Here is a 16,856-nt window from a genome sequence, read left to right on the forward strand (position 1 = left end):
GTGCTGACCCCTTACTCCTGCGGTGCAAGCAGGGAAAGCAGCTCCTGCATCTCGCTGCCGGTCAAGTCGCGCCACTTGCCCTTACCCAGATCCCCCAGATGTATGTTCATGATGCGGACCCGGCGAAGGCCATGGACCTGATAACCGAAGGTTGCGCACATTCGCCGGATCTGACGGTTCTTCCCTTCAGTCAGGACAAGCCGGAAGACGCGGTCGCCTTCCTTCGTGATCTTACAGGGAAGCGTCATGCTACCGAGAATACGAACGCCTTCACTCATGGCTTTGAGAAACCGGGGAGTAAGCGAACGGTCCACTGTAACAATATATTCCTTCTCATGCCTGCCCTCCGCCCGAAGGATCCGGTTGACGATATCCCCGTCATTCGTCAGCAGAATGAGCCCTTCCGAGTCCTTGTCCAGACGGCCAATCGGGAAGATCCGTTCCGGATGACCGACAAAATCTACGATATTGCCAGCTATATGGGTCTCCGTTGTGCTTGTAATGCCGACCGGCTTATTGAGCGCCAGATACACATGTCCTTTCTGCTGACCGATCGGCTTCCCATCCACTCTGACATCATCTTCAAGCTCTGCCTGACTGCCAAGCTCTGCAGTTGTCCCGTTAATGGTCACACGACCGGATTCGACAAGCTTATCCGCTTCCCGCCTGGAGCAATATCCGGTCTCGCTAATAAATTTATTAATCCTCAATCCGTCACCCTTCTTCTGCATAGCAAGATATATCGCCTTGTCAAAAACATTATCACATCTTACTCCCGGCGACAAATCTCTCCCGCACAAGAAACAACGGCTGACCCGGTGCGAAGCAAGTTTCCGCTGGTTTTAGCTTAATGATGAGTCTGACTATTCGATCAGAAATCCAGCTCTCTTCACGTCTTGTAATATAGCATCGACTTCAATCGATAGATCAGGCGTAGGCGTTTCTGAGCCACCTTGTGAGGCGAAACTAATTTGAATGCTCATCTCCTCGTTTAAACCATACGTTCTAATCCAACCATGATCCATCATTAAATCAAGGCCAAGCACATCCTGGTAAAAGCTTTTAGCTGCCGTGATATCCTTCGTATTTATATTGGCGACGATTCGTTTGACCTCATTTCAAACCTCCCAGACATAAGCAGATTGTCCTTCGATATAGAAGGATTCCTCATATAACCCCCATCGACTGCATTCAATTTATAATTTTCTCCACATCGATTATAATCAATAGATACCTATTAAATAAAAAGGTGGCTTCTTGTTGAAGAGAAAACCTATATGAATGAGGAGGGGTGAGCGGCGAATGCTTTTTTATATGACTGCCATTATAGTTATCCTGGTCGATCAAGTATCTAAAATGATAGTCCGCATTCATTTGGCGATCGATGAAGATTATTCCCTGTGGGGAATACAGTTGACGCATATTGAGAACAGCGGGATGGCTGGCGGCTTGTTTCAAGGCTATGCGCGATTTTTTGGAATCGTGGCTGTCCTATTCGTGGCGGGTGTGATCTACTATCGTAGAAAAGAAGGGCTAAATACGCTGGGCGAGATTAGCTGCGCCTTCTTAGTAGGGGGTGCTGCCGGAAATGGGATTGATCGTTTGTTATTTGGGCAGGTTACGGATTTCGTGGTCTCGCGTTCCGGTAATGGTGTGCTTAATATGGCGGATTATGCGATTGGGATTGGAGTCACCCTTTTAGTGGGTGGTTATGTGGTTCAATCTTTGAAAAGCTGGGTTTGTAGACGATGCTCCGTCAGATACTAATGCAATAGGGTTTTCCTTCAGCATACAGCAACGTATGGGCGAAAAACTTCTACTTTAAACAAAAGCGAGGGCCGCCCCTCCAGGGACAGCCCTTCGCTTCCACTTGCCTCGCCAGGCCGAGCAAACAGCCATCTAAGTACGGTCCTCTTATGCAGCAGCAGCGTATTGGCGGGTTATTTCATTCCACTGATGAGCATCCCTCTCGTCAAATGCTTCTGGGCGAACAGAAACACGATCGCGGTAGGAATCAGACTGAGGAAAACGCCGGCGAGCACAACCGGGTAATCCGTTACATATTGGCCTCTGAAGTAGGAGATCCCAACCGTTACCGTCATTTTGGAAGGGGAATTCAGGTAAATGAGCGGACCCAGCAGGTCGTTCCAGTTGCCGATAAAATTCAGTACCGCCAGCGTTGCCAGAGCGGGCTTGATCAAAGGCAAATAGATCGAAACGAATATTCGCAGCGGATTACAGCCTTCCAGCTTGGCCGATTCATAGAGATCATGCGGGATCGACATCATGTGCTGGCGAAGAAAGAAGACGCCGAATGCCGTCCCGGTCCATTGCGGAAGAATGAGCGCCCATAAACTGTCGATCAAACCGGCCGATTTCATAATAATGAATAGTGGAATGAGCGTAATGACGCCGGGGATCATCATCACAACCAGCACCATCGCGAACAGTGTATTTTTTCCCCGAAAAACAAGCTTGGCGAACACAAATGCGGACATGGCGCTGGCCAGCAGTCCGCCAACGGTCGCCAGTATCGTCACGAACATACTGTTCCTGAAGAAACTTAGCATCGGAATTTCCGTCATGATTTTCTTATAATTCTCGAAAGTCCAATGCTTCGGAATCAGGTGATTGCCGGACATGACTTCAACACTGTCCTTGAAGGAAGACAGCAGCAGCCAGGTGAATGGAAACAGAACCACGATGCCGAGTCCATATAGAAGCAGATAAGGGACGGTTTTTTTCATAGATCGTAGTTCACCCACTTCTTCTGCAGCTTTAATTGCACCAGCGTAATCAGAAGGATAATAAGAATCAGCAGATAAGACAAAGCTGATGCATAGCCCATCCGGAAACCTTGAAAGGCCTCGCTGAAAATATAAGGAACGATCGTCAAGGTCGAATCGAGTGGTCCGTGAATGATATACACTTCCCCGAACATCTGGAACGATCCGATCATCAGCGTGACGATGACGAAGAACATGGTGGGGGTAAGCAGAGGAATGGTAATCATCCGGAACTGCTGGAACCTCGTCGCTCCATCCACCCGCCCCGCTTCGTAATATTCAATCGGGATATTTTGCAGCCCTGCCAGGAAGAGCAGCGCATTATACCCTACACCGCCCCAGATGCTCATGATCGCTATGGACCCCATGGCATGGAATTCATCCAGCCAGTAAACCTTCGACAGACCCAGGTCATTCAAGAAATTATTCAACAACCCGTTGGAGTCATATAAATAACCCCATACAAGCGCGACCGCGATAATCGAGCAGGCGGTAGGAAAGAAGTAGAGCAATTTAAAGAAATTTACGCCTTTCAGCTTCAGATTGAGCAGCATCGCAAGAGCCAGACCCAATATGATCTTCGCAGGGACGGAATAGACAATAAAAAGCAATGTATTCGACAGCGATTTCCATACCTTCTCATCGGCCGCGAGATCCCGATAATTCTGCAGACCGACCCATTCCGCTTTTTGAACGATATCCCAGTTCGTGAAGCTGACGATCAAACCGAAGATGGAGGAAAAATAAATAAGGCCGATTCCGACCAATAAAGGGATTAATAACAGGAACGCCCATACATAATCTTTACTCATCCAGTTTCTTCCGATGCGTACTGCCGGAGCTGCCGCTCCCCCTTGGTTTCTTGCCACGTCGCAAACCTCCTAAGCGTTTTCGAAGAAAACGCGGCTTCGTAAGCATACGCTGCGTTTTCGAAGAAAACGCGGCTTCGTAAGCATACGCTGTGTTTTCGAAGAAAACGCACTTCGTAAGCATACGCTGTGTTTTCGAAGAAAACGCAACTTCGTATGCACACGCTGCGTTTTCGAAGAAAGCGCGGCTTCGTATGCGTATGCTAAGCGCTTTCAAAGAAAACGCACTTCGTATGCGTAAGCTAAGGGGACAGCAATAAATCACTATCCCCTGCGTCATTATTTCTTTTCCAGCTCTTTATTGACTTTATCATGCAGCTCATCGAGCACTTTCTGAATATCGACATTCTCTTTCTGAAGAATTTTCACATCGGCATCCGATTCAAATCCGGCCGTTTCAAAGAACTTGGGGGTGAAAGCGTATCCCGTTCCATTATTAATGGCGCCATCCAGAAACACTTTGAAATGCTCCGGCTTCTGCGAGGCAATCTCGTTCACGACACTCTCATCTTCCAGATCCTTCTTCAGCATCGGAAGTCCGGTTTGCCGCAGCAGCTCCTGAGACTTGGGGTCGAATATGGCAAACTGCATGAATTTCCATGCCGCTTCTTTGTTTTTGCTGTCCTTCGGAATGCTAAGCAGATCGGGTCCGGCATATGTTTTAGATACGCCATCCTTGGTCGGCATCGGGGCTACATCCCAATCGAAATCCTTGATTTTCCGGTATACCGGGAAATTCCATGCGCCTCCGACGGTCATGGCCACTTTGCCCGCAACGAACGGATCGACCGATGCATCCAGATCTTTAGGATTCGGAGACACCTTCTCCTTGTAGATCAGATCGTGCAGCCATGTCTTGTAAGCCAGCATCTCAGGCGAATTGTAGTTGCTGTGCAGTCTGTCCTCTGTCGTAGGCACTCCGCCGAAAGCAGCCAGCAAGCCCGCATTCATTGTAAAGCCCGGCACCTGGAAGCCAAAGCGCTTGTCAGTTGTCAGTTTTTTGGCGGCAGCAACAAACTCTTCGATCGTCCAGCCATTCTCCGGATAAGGAACGCCGGCTTCTTCAAAGGCGGTTTTGTTGATATAAAGCGTTCCGCCGGTAAAATGCCATGGCAGCGCAAACTGCTGTGGATTGTCCTTCGGCCATTGGCCTTCGGCAACCAGTGCGTCCGGAAGCTCGTCGGCTTGGTGTTCACTTGAGCTTAAGTAAGCGTCCAGCGGTTCCAGCTGATTCTTCTGAACGTAGGAATAAACGATACCGACATGCATGCCGATGACATCAGGTGATGCATTCCCTGCCAGCTGAGTCGGTATTTTCTGCCAATAGGCGGCGAAGTCCAGCGGTTCGAATTGAACCTTGATTAACGGATTATCCGCCTCGAACCGCTTGATCACTTCTTTCCAAATCTCGATATCCCCGGCTCCGTACCAGGTTGTGAACCGAATCGTCGTCGGTTTGCCCGAATCCTTCGGTCCCTCGTTTGTTGCCTTGTTGCCCTCGGCTGCTTTATTATCCTCACTCTTGGTGTTCTGCTGACCGGGTTCATTGTTTGTGTTGTTGGTCTTGGCATTGGAGCAGGCTGACAAGATCAAGACAATCATGATAATCATAACCGTGACGGTACTTACGACCCTTCTTTGTCCCATGGTTATTGTCCCCTTTACAATGAATGGTGAATGACTGGCTTCATTATAACACCAGCTTTTTTTGATGTGATCCGAGTAAAGAAACCGCTTTCCTGAATATCTGAAAAAAAGAGACGCTTTCCTGCCGGTATCCGTTATTCATACACATTGCCGTTGGAATCGATAGCACCGACGGATCCCAAGCCCTCATAGACAACAGCGACAAGCCCAGTCTCCATAGATTGACCGGCCTTTAGCAGCTGATGTGTGCCCCGCTCGATCCCCGAGTTCACGCTCATGGGATAGCCAGTGCACGGCTCCAGGATAACCATCTGCTGCTGCTCTCCCCATCCCCCGCAGCTTGTGAACACCCATAAGGTTTTGAAGAAAGCCGGATCGAACGCAAGCCCGAAGCCTACGCCGTCCCTGGTATTGGTGACCGAGCACCAGCCGGCATCCATCTCCTTCGAATATTGGATCTCCTTGACCTTCGTGCTTGGCGGCAAGCACAGGCGCATATCCTGGGTCTGTCCGTTATCGGCAGGGAGATACGGCCATTCGTACGGACCACTGCGAATACCGCCCCGCAGCTGGCCCAGATTCTCCATAACCATTGTTCTTGCCCCGTGATCCACCCGGCAATGCTCGTCGGTCATCAGAGCGGGATGCAGCTTGAATAAGAATGGCTGGTCCGTGTCGCTTAAATTCGTTATTTTATAGCGCAGACCCAGTTTGCTTGCTCCAGACTTCAATGTAACCCACTTCTCTACTTTGCAATTGCTGATAGGAGCCGTTACCCACATATGAACGGTAATCTCGGCCGAAGAGTCATCCACGCGAAAAGCCCAAGGCAGCGACCAGACTTCGCCATGGTCGGGCTGCGCTTTGCCATTCAACACTTCGGCCATATCGTTTGGGAACAACTCGTCCCAGCCGCCGAAGAATACCTCCTCGAATTGTTCACCGAATGCGACCTTACCGGGCCGAAGCTCCGGATTGTTCCACAATAACGGCTTATTTTTCGGTTTATAGGTAATTTGCCATATTTTACCCCCAAGCTCCGGTATGATAATTACGCTCAGCCGTTCGTTCTCCAGTATAATCGTTCTATTTCCGCTGCAGATCTTGTCTCGAATAACGGCTATGCTCATGCATCTAGCTCCTTTGGTCAAATAAGGTTTCCAGGACGGTCATCTCATTATACACGGGAACATCAGACGCTAAATCGGAGAAAAGAAACCACTTTCACGAAAACCCGAAACATCCGGAAGAACACGCTTTGGCCAGATCCATTTGTTTCAGATATTAAGAATTATGGAGAAAACATTCGGCCGCGCAAATGGTATAATGGGGGCGGATAGGATAACTTCTATACAGTTAGGATGAACCGACCGATGCTGCTACGCGTGCTTATCGCCGATGACGAATCCATTGAGCGCAGAGTCATCCAGAAAATTATTACAGACAGCAAGCTGCCTGCGGTTGTACTCGACATGGCCAAATCCGGCAATGAGATTATTCAACTGGCCGAGCTGCATTACCCGGATCTGATCTTCATGGACATCAGCATGCCTGGCGTCAATGGCCTGGATGCTTCCTGTATTATTCGCGAGAAGCACCCCGACACGATCATCTCGATCATTACAGCCTACGATGAATTCAATTATGCCAAACGGGCGATAGATATCCACGTTAACTATTTCCTGCTCAAGCCGATCGAGCCGGAGGAAATCATTAAAATCATCAAAGAATGCATCAAGCAAAAATTTGCCGCGCCGGTTCAGGACACAACAAAAATCAGCCCCAAACGGATGAGGCTGGCTGAAGAAATTGTCGGGTTCATTCATGAGCACTATACCCAGCCGGTTACGCTGCAGTATATCGAGTCCCGTCTCAATGCCAGCCAGCAGTATCTCAGCCGCACCTTTAAAGAAGCCTATGATATGACCATCATGAATTATTTACAGCAGGTGAGAATCGAACGGGCGCTGGAGCTGCTCAAAAACCCGGACTTATCCATCTCCCAGGTTTCTGAAATGATCGGTTATGCCGATCCCAGCTATTTCGGACAGATTTTCAGGCGGATACAGGGCATGTCCCCTCTGCAATATCAGTACAACCACGCCCAAAAGACGGGAACAACAGATTAGAAAGCAGAACCAGCAGCCTACTTGCGGGGGTTCTCGGTTATTTTGGGACAGGATATCTTGACGAGCGTTCCTTCGCCTTCCGTTGACTGGATATCAAAGGCAAAGTTGTCGCGGTAATAATATTCCAAGCGCTTGCGAATCATCATAATTCCAGAGAACTGCTCTTCCATCCCTTCGCCAGAGGGGATGATTTTTTTGACGCGTTCTCCCGTTAAGCCTACACCATTGTCGCGAACTTCAATAACCAGACGATCCGCTTCACTATAGATATGGGTACGGATAAAGCATGGACCTTCCTTTGGCTCAATTCCATGCTTGATCGCATTCTCAATCAGAATCTGAATGGTCAGACTGGGGATTCTATACTGCTGCAGCGAAGGATCTTCATAATGGACGCTGTACGAAAGCCGGTCCTCGAACCGGAGGCATTGCAGCTTGATATAAGGGTCCAGATACTCCAATTCCTCGCCTACCGTAATAAGCGGGCGGTAGGACTTTAACATATAACGCAGCATCTTGGACAATTGGGCTACTATGGAATGCGTCCTGGAAGCGTTCTCAAGAAGGGCCTGGCCCGAGATCAGATTGAGTACGTTAAACAGCAGATGCGGGTGCAGCTTGGATTGGACGGCTTTCATCTCCGCCTCGCTGAGCAGATAACGCAGCTCCGCCTCCTGCCGTTTGAATTCATTTTCCTTCAAATTTTTAATGATATAATCGACCAGAATTGTAATAAAATCAGTATTCGCAAAGAGCCGCTCCTTGGAGATTTGCGGGATTTCATGGATGGCCTGCCGCAATTCCTCACGGTCAAGCTGAAGGTCAGCCACCCTGTGCAATATGTCCTCCACCATTTCATCCGTTGGAGCTTCGAGCAATACCTGGCCGGTAATGAAAGATCCGATGCCTTGCTGGTTGAATTGAATCGGCACCGCACAATCGTACAGGCCGGCATGACAGCGGCGTATGACCGCCTTCTCCATCGAGATCGCCGCATTGGTCACCATCAGATCACATTGGATACAGCGTTCTTTGCCGACCGGTACGGAATGCACAAGCTGGCAGAACCTGGGGGATCTCTCCTGGGGTTCCGGGGTCATGGAGATGCCCATCGAATTCACGACATTCGCATTTAGTCCGGTCGCGGCCATGAAGGTTTCCTGCAGCCTAATGTAAAGATCCATATCGATCAATTCATTCTGGTTCTGCTCGACCGATCTTTTCTTCGAGAGCATCTCATCCAGCATTTCTCTTAGCAGCTCTTCCTCCACCATTTATCGCCCCGATCCGCCATTGCTCGCCTTATGGACACTATAATAACCCGAAGGCCTCACATAGTAAACAAGGAAAATCAATCTTTGCGGCTGGGAGCCGGAATGGATTATTTAACTGCACCGATTACGAGTCCTTTGCGGATGTATCCTTGCAGAATAATATAGATTACGATGGGCGGCACCGAGGTCATAAACAAGCCTGCAAGCAACAAGGGATAATCGGAGCTGTACGTTCTTAATATCGTTGCAACTGCGACTGTCATTGTTTTCATCTGATCGGATTGCAAATAGACAAGCGGTGTTAACAAGTCATTCCACCAGCCCGTCGTATTAAATATGGACACCGTCATCAACCCCGGAATGCTCAGCGGCACAACAATTTTGGTCATCACCTGGAGGTAGCTCCCTCCATCCATTTTGACCGCTTCAAGCACTTCATTGGGGAGCCCTCTCATCAAAGAGGTTAACAAAAACACGTTATTCGCAACGGAACCTACACCCCAAATGATGATAACCGAAAGGAAATTGTCAATTAAGCCCAGTTTCGACATCAGCAAATAATTTGGAATGATGAACGTAATTCCCGGAATGGTCATCGTCGCAATCATGGCCATATAGAGGGTGCTTCTATATTTGAAACGGATTTTGGCAAAGGCGAATGAAGCCGGAACGGAAAGAGCAAATGATAGAATAAGCGCACCACCAACTGCAATCAGCGTATTGCTGAATAGCTTAACAAGCGAAAATCGGAAGTAGAGCGCCTTGAAATTGTCCAGATATAACGTTTCGGGCAAGGCCAGCGGATTTTGTGAAAATTCCAATGACGTTTTTATACTGCTGGTGAACATGTAGAACAGTGGATAGACGACTACAAGAGCGATAAGCAACAGAACGATAAATATACAAAAGCGGATCATTTTCTCATATATGGTGGTTTTCAAGCCGTTACCTCCTAATCATGTATTCGATCTTGGATTTTCAGCTGTACCCAAGCCATTATGAAAACGATTATAAACAAGACAACCGAGAGCGCGGATGCATAGCCCATCTTACCGCTTTGGAACGCTTTCAAATAAATCATATAATCGATCGGGGTTGTTTCGTAACCTGGCCCCCCGCCGGTAATCGAGTACACTAATCCGAAAAGCCCGATAAATACATAGATCATATTCGTAATCGTAAAATAGAATATAGTCGGGATCAGTGCCGGAATAACAAAATGGTAAAGGCGTTGAAACCAGTTTGCTCCATCGATTTTTCCAGCTTCAAAAACCTCCTGGGAAATAACAGACATCCCCGATAAAAAGATGAGGACTCCCTGACCAAGCGTCTGCAAATAAAAACAAAGAATAATGATTAAAAAAGCAGTCGGAACATAGTTGAACCAGTCTATGACCAAGTTCCCAAGCCCTAATTTTTGCAAGGTTGTATTCACAAGCCCATGCGTCGAAAACATCGATTTGGCCAGGAAGCCGATGACCACAGCGGAGAGTACGGATGGTAAATAGTAAAGGGAGCGAAAGAGCCTCCAGCCGGGTACCTGCTCGAACAGCAGGATCGTTACCACCAGGGTAATCAAAAGAATAACAGGAACAGATAATAGAAAGAGAACGTTATTTCTTAATAATAGGAGCAAATCTCCATTACTGAAAATGGAAATGTAATTATCCCAGCCAATAAACTCGCTATTTAATCCATCCCAAATCGTAAAGCTCTGATAAAAGGTGCGAATAATCGGATAGCCGAGAAAAACAGCCAGCATTAAAAATGCTGGAGCAACCGACAGAAGCCCGGTTACATTGTCACGTTTTTGGTCCATCTAGGTTTCCCACATTCCTTTTCAAAGGCCTCCATACCTTACAGAGTAGGAGGCCTTCTTCATTAGATTACTTTTCTTCAAAAATCAGGCCAGTTTATCGCCTGGAACGTCTTTGTTGCTGCTGATTCATTCGCTTTCAGACAGATCAACGCACTCATAATACCGCTGTTCAATGTGACTTCTGATAGCTTCGTTCCTGTCATTACTGCGATGAAATTTTCCGCCAAAGCAGCATCTCCGCCGAAATGATCGTTTTCAGTGCCGAATTGATAGGTCTCTACCGTTGATGAATGATGCAGATATACTTTGATCTCTCCGGTATCGAACAAAAACTCGATGGTCCCTTTATAGCCGTAAAACCGTGCTCCACGCTTGGCTGCTTTCTTTCTTGCGTAGAAGACCTGGGTGTAAGAAACATGCATGCCGCTCTCATACTCAATCAATGCGCTTCCTGAATCTTCATTACCGGTATCTACAGCAAAGGAGCAATAGCTGCCATAGGACTGCTCGCCGGCCTTCGCTAAGTTTTGAGGACTTTCCAGACATGTATGGCTTTCATCACATACACTGCACTCAAGTCCTGCAGGTTTATCACCTGTAAATACCCTTTTGGATTTCATTGCACTGATCATTACCGGGTTCTGGCCCAAAATATAGCTGATATAATCAAAATCATGTGTCGCCTTCTGCAGAAATAAGCCATGCGTTTCTGATTCGTCCCGGTACCAGTTATGATAGTAGATCGAACCATAAGGAACGGCGGTCGTCGCTTCGACATGCTCTACAGTTCCGATCCTGCCGGAGTCGACAATTTCTTTGATTTTCCTAATAATCGTGGTCAACCGAAGAGGGAAAGAGACAACGACTTTCCCCGCCATGAGGGGATGCTCAAGCAGAACATCCCGCAGCATTTGCAAATCTTCCAGTGAAATGGCCACCGGTTTTTCCAAAAACAGTGGAATGCCCCGGCGAATCACCTTTGCGGCCAGCTCCGCATGGGTGGAGCATCGCGTGCCGATGAGAATGCCGTCTAATTCGCAATGATTAAACATATCTTCTGCATCCGTGAAAAAGCGTATGGAATCGGTGTCTACCCCTTTTTCCTTTAATCGGTTTTTCACCCGTTGTTCATTGAGATCCGTTATTGCAGCAATTTGACACTGTCCCAGCAAATTCCCCTCAATAACTCCGCCGACCCGGGCACCATACCCGATTACTCCTAGCTTCAGCATCGTTTGACATCCTTTCTTAGAGCCGATTATCACTGCTGTTCTTTAAGCAGATCATCACGTTTTGCATCCAATCTTTCCATATATTCAGCAGCAGACATTTTCCCGGCAAATACAAGGGTTTGCAGCGTATTCATCTCACTGCCCAGCTCCGGCGGATATATATTATCTGGCCAAAACATCGTTGTCGGTTCATTCGACCATTGCTGCATCTGCAGGATTAACGGTTCATCCGTATACTGTGTAATGTCCACATCTTTCACAATTGTTAAGGAGGTTTCCCCAGCTTTGAATCTGTTCTCCTGCTCTTCCTTGCTGTTGAGGAATTTAACGAAATCGATAGCCTCCTGCTTGTGATTCGAATAGTTCGGAACGATATAGGCTGCCCCTGCTCCGCCGACTCCGCCATTATGAACCTTGACATCCTCGCTGAAATCAGGAACTTTGATCATGCCAAGATCATCTTTAAGAATTTTACGAGCGTTCGGAATATCCCAGTTCCCGCCTGGCACCATCGCGACTTGTCCTTTGTAAAACTGTTGAACGTTCTGCCCAGACTGATCGGACATCGTTAAGTTCTTGGCATACAGCTCATTCCAGCCTTCTATAATCTTGACCAAAGCAGGATCTGCGAAGTTCATCTTGCCGTCAATTAAATCCTGAATACCTGCTGGCGTGATCGTTTGCGCAATCCAATAGGAGGGGATGAACCAGAAATTGTCCGCCATATTTAGTCCAAGTGGCGTAATACCCGTCTTTTCTTTCACCGTTTCCAGCATCGACACAAATTGGGCGAAGTTTTTCGGGTTATTCGCCTCCGGATCTACACCGGCTTTAGCGAAAATACTTTTGTTATAGTACAATACCGTCGTACCGCCCGTCGCCGATGGAACACCGTAGATCGTCCCCTGCTCTTTAAAGCCTTCCGTAACCGCCTCCCAGCCAACAATCCGGGATTTTTCTTCCTCTGTAAAATAATCGTTCATCGGCTCTAAAAACGCTTTGAATCTCATCAGATAGCTTCCAGACCAAATATCCGTTACATCCGGACCATTCTTGGCTATACTCGCCGTTTGAAATTTCGTAAACAAGTTGTCCCCGCCAGGCACATCTTGCAATTCGATCGTGATTCCCGGATGAGCAGCTTCAAACCTTTTGATAGCCTGGAAAATATAAAAGTCTTCCTTCCTTTTGCTTTTATCATTCTCATCGACAGTCGGGAAGGATGAATTCCAAAATACGAGATTCAATTTCTTTTCATTTGCCGTATCTGCGGAAGATGCATTCTCTTCATTTTGTGAGCAAGCTGCCGCAGACACCAAGAGAAGCAGCGTAAGCGCAGTGATCACCCATTTTTTCAACCTCATCTGTTAATCCCCCTTGTTTTTCCTTCTTAAAAAACTGATAATTCTGACAATTGTTTCTGCCCCGTTTCATCCGCAGCTGCCCGCTTTCCGCCAGACTTCGTTCAGCTGACTGGATTCATTATAATGCCCCTGCCGTCTTGATGAACATGACAGCAACAGCGGAATGATTTATCATTTTTTGCAGCCCCGTCATGGGGGACTTATCTTTTTTAACGATCACTTATCCGAATTTATTTGACGAATTGAGAAGGTGCTACACCGACTCTTTTTTTGAACATCCTTGTAAAAGAACTCACATTCAAATAACCCAGCCTCTCGGCAGTCTCTGTTACTCCCATGCCGTTCTCCATCATATTTACTGCTTTTTTCACCTTAATATCCAGCACAAACTCTGTAAAGTTGTTCCCCGTCTCTTCTTTAAAAGTCCGACTTAAATAAGCGGCGCTTACCTTCAAATTTTCAGCGATTTCATTCAGATTCATTTCGAGATGCGGGGTTTCGTGAATGTAGGACTCGACGGCTTCGATGATCATTCTTTTTTCTGCTTTCAATCGATTCTCACCAAACTGGGCAAGCAGCATCTGGATCTCGTCGTCGATACCTTTAAGACTATCCTGGAAATAAACAGGCTCCAGCACTTCGTTCGCTGTGGCCATATCCGGCTTTCGATGGGTGCTCTCCCTGTTTCCGCATACATCGGACAGCTTATTTAAAATATCGATGATCAGATTTTTCACTGTCCCTGGCAGCACATAAGGCGGCGTGCCGAGCTCTTGTTCAAGCATCCTCAACGATTGCGCCGCTTTTTCAAATTGAAACAAGGATAGCCACTGATGAATTTCCTTTTCAATCCCAACGATACTCGTCGGAATAGTTGTGCACCATGCCGGCTGCGAATCCGCTTCATATTCAAAAACACTTTGGTTTGGTTTATAGTATTTCAGCTCCAGGCAGCTTGAAGCTTCTGCTTCACTCCGGGGCCAACAGGATAAATCAGTGAATGTCCGACTGCAGCCCATTGAAATCTGATAATCCAGATAGTGATCCACTGCTCTCACTAATGCATTCGGATCTGTATGATTAGTGGCTTGGTCGACAAGGATATACCATCTCCTTATTCTTACATCCTCCACTACGCCAACCAGGCTTTCCCTATATAGTTCTCGTGCGATATTCTCAATGGCGTACCCGAGCTTGTCCAAATCATGGGGAAGAAGCTTCTGCCCTTTTCGATAGGGAGTATCCAGTTGGATCACCCAGGCTTGCAATTCGGCTCCCTGCACATCTAAACCGTTCTCCGCCGCTTTTTTTGCGATCACGTCCGATTGAACATAGTTGCCGTTGAGCCACTCTCTCATAAACTCCTTTTTCTGGAGGGTTTTGAACGATTGAGCGCCAAGCTTATGCTGGTCGTTGCTTTGTTTCTCTCTTTTTTTGTTCATCAGGCCGACCACATTTTCGATAACCTGCCTTAAAGTTTCAATTTCCATTGTAGATTTAAGAATAAAATCGCGGACTTCAAGCCGCAGAGATTGCCGCACCATATCAAAGTCCTGGTTGCACGTCAAAATGATATATTCACATTCCGGATAAATTCCCTTAGCCTGCTCAATAAACGCAAGACCGCTCAGCTTCGGCAGCCCGATATCCACTAAAGCGATGTCAGGAAGCTGTTTCGCAAATATATCCAGCGCCTCGATGCCATCTCTTGCTTCACCTACAATCTCCAAGCCTAATTCCGTCCATGGGATCATCGACTTTACCCCAAGGCGAACGAGCATATCGTCTTCAACGATCATAACTTTCATTGTCGTCACCCTCTGCTAACGAATTATTTACAATCTGTATTTCGACAACCGTCCCCTGATCGGGCTTGCTTTCTATGCGGACTCCGTAGCGAACGCCGTATTCCAATTGCAGTCTCTTATTAACATTTCGAATACCAATGCCCGATGAGGAGGATGAAAGACTGCTTTTTTTATTATCGGTCAGTATAGTCGCTACGATTTCCTTATCCATGCCTACTCCATTGTCTTCGATATGAATAACAACGATCCCGTTTTGTTGAAAAACTCGAATCATTAATGCGGGCTCTCTTCCTTCCAGCCTTTCAAACCCATGCAATACGGCATTCTCTACGATCGGTTGCAAGGAAAGCTTCGGAATTCTGGATTTGCTTGCCGCTTCGTCAATCTCATAACGGCACTCAATTTTTCTCCCAAGACGAATCTCCTGAAAAGCCAGATAGCTGCGGATATAATCGATCTCTTCGTTAATTGCACTCCATACTGTATTGGATTTATCGAGTATATAGTGCTGCATGCTCGCCAAAGAAATGAGCGCGCGGGCAATCGCCTTTTCTCCTTTGATCTCCGCCATCCATCTAATCGAATTTAAAGCATTATGAAGAAAATGGGGTTTGATTTGCGATTGCAGCAGGATAAGCTCCAGCTCTCTTTTTTTTCGCTCATCCTTACGAATTTGTTCGATCTGACCTTCAATTCGATCCAACATTTGATTCATACCTGAGGAGAGGATCTCGATTTCTTCAATGCCTTTATAATAATATCGTTTGGGCATATGCTGCACATGAATGTTTCGGGCCAGTTTTGTTAAATTCAAAATCGGAATCGTCACTTTTTTTGTAATAATGAACAGCACCAATGACAAAATCACGACGGATATCCCCATCATGATAAAAGCATAGGCCCAAACTCCCTTGCTTTCACTCGTCAGATTATCGTTTGGCGTAACTGCCACCATATACCAGGGCAAGCCGGAAATTTCCCGATAGGAACCAACATACTCAACAGCCTCATACTTCAGCTGTAAAGTGCCACTGCTCGAATCCTTCGTTTTCTTGTCCTGATCGATCAAAGTGGATAAGCCTGATAAATCCCGCTCATTGCCCTCGTTCTCAATCAGAACATTTCCTTGTTTCCCGCTTAAAAAAACAGTCGTGGAAGGCTGGATTTGCGCCTGATGCATTAATCGCTGAATCGGTGACAGATTCATCTGAACAACCAACATGCCCAAATATTGATTGTTGTAAATAATATTCTTGCTTACATAAATCGCATTTCTAACTTTAAGTTGTTCGTGAAAATCGGTTCCTACATGAATATAAAGTGCATTCGGATTATAAGGAACGTAATCGTTATACCACTCCGCGGATTGAATAACGCCCAGCAATTGATCGGCCTCAAAGCTGTTCATTTTAATATCGCTGTATACTTTCTTCTCAGGCGTAATAATTTGAATATAGAGAGGTATCCTTACGTTGTAGAAGGTGGCAGAGACGAGCAGCTCTTCTCTTATGGAGGCTTCTTTCTTTTGGCTCTCTTCCAGCAGAAGTGCATCCACCACATTTCTGTCCGTGGACAATGCGCGGCTGAAGTCTTTCATGTAATTGAGATAGAATTCGATATTTATCGCTAACGAATCCATATTTTTGGTAATGGAATTTCCATAAAGCTCCTGGATTTTTTTCGAGGATTGCTGCCCGACCAAATATCCTTGGAATAGAAGCGGCACCAGGACCAATAAAGATACAATAATAATCGTTAGCAGTCTCCAACGGAACTTCAGTCTCGTGTTCAATCCCAATCCCTCCTGTGCCTGGAAACACTTCACTACCCAAACCCCGAATGTAATATTTTTGTCCGGCCCGGGTTGCCCGAGCAGATATCGTTTCGTCATTTGTATCCTGATTGATTCGCGCTTTGGCCCCTCTCCT

At 46.8% G+C, this 16,856-nt stretch carries 14 protein-coding genes and 1 pseudogene; 2 read left to right on the forward strand and 13 right to left on the reverse strand.

Annotated features, from left to right (window positions below; all coding sequences use genetic code 11):
- Positions 1 to 11 precede the first annotated feature (11 nt).
- The gene (locus IEY46_RS31700; RefSeq protein WP_188999039.1) at positions 12 to 710 is read right to left on the reverse strand and encodes a pseudouridine synthase; all 699 of its coding nucleotides are present in this window, start codon (positions 708 to 710) and stop codon (positions 12 to 14) included.
- Positions 711 to 866: 156 nt separating this feature from the next.
- A pseudogene (locus tag IEY46_RS36625) lies at positions 867 to 1,103 on the reverse strand (VOC family protein); the annotation flags it as partial.
- Positions 1,104 to 1,302: 199 nt separating this feature from the next.
- Between IEY46_RS36625 and lspA the strand changes: the two are divergent.
- On the forward strand, positions 1,303 to 1,767 hold the full coding sequence (gene lspA, locus IEY46_RS31705) for a signal peptidase II (protein ID WP_188999042.1): 465 nt from the start codon (positions 1,303 to 1,305) through the stop codon (positions 1,765 to 1,767).
- 173 nt (positions 1,768 to 1,940) lie between these two features.
- On the opposite strand, the gene IEY46_RS31710 is transcribed toward lspA, so the two are convergent.
- The 4 genes from IEY46_RS31710 to IEY46_RS31725 form a co-directional block, all read right to left on the reverse strand.
- Positions 1,941 to 2,747, reverse strand: a complete 807-nt coding sequence (locus IEY46_RS31710; protein WP_188999044.1) for a carbohydrate ABC transporter permease — start codon at positions 2,745 to 2,747, stop codon at positions 1,941 to 1,943.
- Complete coding sequence (locus tag IEY46_RS31715) at positions 2,744 to 3,655, reverse strand: carbohydrate ABC transporter permease (RefSeq protein ID WP_188999047.1); 912 nt, start codon at positions 3,653 to 3,655, stop codon at positions 2,744 to 2,746. Before IEY46_RS31715 ends, IEY46_RS31710 begins: the two co-directional genes overlap by 4 nt.
- 279 nt (positions 3,656 to 3,934) lie before the next feature.
- Positions 3,935 to 5,302, reverse strand: a complete 1,368-nt coding sequence (locus tag IEY46_RS31720; protein ID WP_188999049.1) for an ABC transporter substrate-binding protein — start codon at positions 5,300 to 5,302, stop codon at positions 3,935 to 3,937.
- A gap of 134 nt (positions 5,303 to 5,436) precedes the next feature.
- On the reverse strand, positions 5,437 to 6,432 hold the full coding sequence (locus tag IEY46_RS31725) for an aldose epimerase family protein (protein WP_188999052.1): 996 nt from the start codon (positions 6,430 to 6,432) through the stop codon (positions 5,437 to 5,439).
- Between the two features lie 243 nt (positions 6,433 to 6,675).
- On the opposite strand from IEY46_RS31725, the gene IEY46_RS31730 reads away from it, so the two are divergent.
- Positions 6,676 to 7,431: a response regulator transcription factor gene (locus tag IEY46_RS31730; protein WP_229750676.1), complete on the forward strand. Its 756-nt coding sequence runs from the start codon at positions 6,676 to 6,678 to the stop codon at positions 7,429 to 7,431.
- A gap of 17 nt (positions 7,432 to 7,448) precedes the next feature.
- Here the strand turns inward: IEY46_RS31730 and IEY46_RS31735 are convergent, their stop codons facing one another.
- From IEY46_RS31735 to IEY46_RS31765, 7 genes are all read right to left on the reverse strand, one after another.
- Complete coding sequence (locus IEY46_RS31735) at positions 7,449 to 8,705, reverse strand: sensor histidine kinase (RefSeq protein WP_188999056.1); 1,257 nt, start codon at positions 8,703 to 8,705, stop codon at positions 7,449 to 7,451.
- Positions 8,706 to 8,812: 107 nt separating this feature from the next.
- A complete protein-coding gene (locus IEY46_RS31740; protein ID WP_188999059.1) occupies positions 8,813 to 9,646 on the reverse strand; it encodes a carbohydrate ABC transporter permease in 834 nt (277 codons plus the stop codon).
- Positions 9,647 to 9,657: 11 nt separating this feature from the next.
- Entirely contained in the window at positions 9,658 to 10,524 is an 867-nt protein-coding gene (locus IEY46_RS31745) for a carbohydrate ABC transporter permease (protein ID WP_188999061.1), read from the reverse strand.
- 77 nt (positions 10,525 to 10,601) lie between these two features.
- Positions 10,602 to 11,756, reverse strand: a complete 1,155-nt coding sequence (locus IEY46_RS31750) for a Gfo/Idh/MocA family protein (protein WP_188999063.1) — start codon at positions 11,754 to 11,756, stop codon at positions 10,602 to 10,604.
- Positions 11,757 to 11,785: 29 nt separating this feature from the next.
- Complete coding sequence (locus IEY46_RS31755; RefSeq protein WP_188999065.1) at positions 11,786 to 13,120, reverse strand: ABC transporter substrate-binding protein; 1,335 nt, start codon at positions 13,118 to 13,120, stop codon at positions 11,786 to 11,788.
- 230 nt (positions 13,121 to 13,350) lie between these two features.
- On the reverse strand, positions 13,351 to 14,928 hold the full coding sequence (locus IEY46_RS31760; protein WP_188999068.1) for a helix-turn-helix domain-containing protein: 1,578 nt from the start codon (positions 14,926 to 14,928) through the stop codon (positions 13,351 to 13,353).
- Positions 14,909 to 16,720 carry a sensor histidine kinase gene (locus IEY46_RS31765; RefSeq protein WP_229750677.1) on the reverse strand — a complete coding sequence of 604 codons (1,812 nt, stop codon included), beginning with the start codon at positions 16,718 to 16,720 and terminating at the stop codon, positions 14,909 to 14,911. Before IEY46_RS31765 ends, IEY46_RS31760 begins: the two co-directional genes overlap by 20 nt.
- Positions 16,721 to 16,856: the final 136 nt, after the last annotated feature.

It is taken from the genome of Paenibacillus nasutitermitis (assembly GCF_014641075.1).
GTDB classification, from domain to species: Bacteria; Bacillota; Bacilli; order Paenibacillales; family Paenibacillaceae; genus Paenibacillus_Z; species Paenibacillus_Z nasutitermitis.

What these genes read in the sequence shown, in the direction of transcription:
- lspA (WP_188999042.1), top strand. Translation starts at nt 1,303, where the DNA reads ATGCTTTTTTATATGACTGCCATTATAGTTATCCTGGTCGATCAAGTA.
- IEY46_RS31710 (WP_188999044.1), bottom strand. Translation starts at nt 2,747, where the DNA reads ATGAAAAAAACCGTCCCTTATCTGCTTCTATATGGACTCGGCATCGTG.
- IEY46_RS31720 (WP_188999049.1), bottom strand. Translation starts at nt 5,302, where the DNA reads ATGGGACAAAGAAGGGTCGTAAGTACCGTCACGGTTATGATTATCATG.
- IEY46_RS31725 (WP_188999052.1), bottom strand. Translation starts at nt 6,432, where the DNA reads ATGAGCATAGCCGTTATTCGAGACAAGATCTGCAGCGGAAATAGAACG.
- IEY46_RS31730 (WP_229750676.1), top strand. Translation starts at nt 6,676, where the DNA reads ATGCTGCTACGCGTGCTTATCGCCGATGACGAATCCATTGAGCGCAGA.
- IEY46_RS31735 (WP_188999056.1), bottom strand. Translation starts at nt 8,705, where the DNA reads ATGGTGGAGGAAGAGCTGCTAAGAGAAATGCTGGATGAGATGCTCTCG.
- IEY46_RS31745 (WP_188999061.1), bottom strand. Translation starts at nt 10,524, where the DNA reads ATGGACCAAAAACGTGACAATGTAACCGGGCTTCTGTCGGTTGCTCCA.
- IEY46_RS31750 (WP_188999063.1), bottom strand. Translation starts at nt 11,756, where the DNA reads ATGCTGAAGCTAGGAGTAATCGGGTATGGTGCCCGGGTCGGCGGAGTT.
- IEY46_RS31755 (WP_188999065.1), bottom strand. Translation starts at nt 13,120, where the DNA reads ATGAGGTTGAAAAAATGGGTGATCACTGCGCTTACGCTGCTTCTCTTG.
- IEY46_RS31760 (WP_188999068.1), bottom strand. Translation starts at nt 14,928, where the DNA reads ATGAAAGTTATGATCGTTGAAGACGATATGCTCGTTCGCCTTGGGGTA.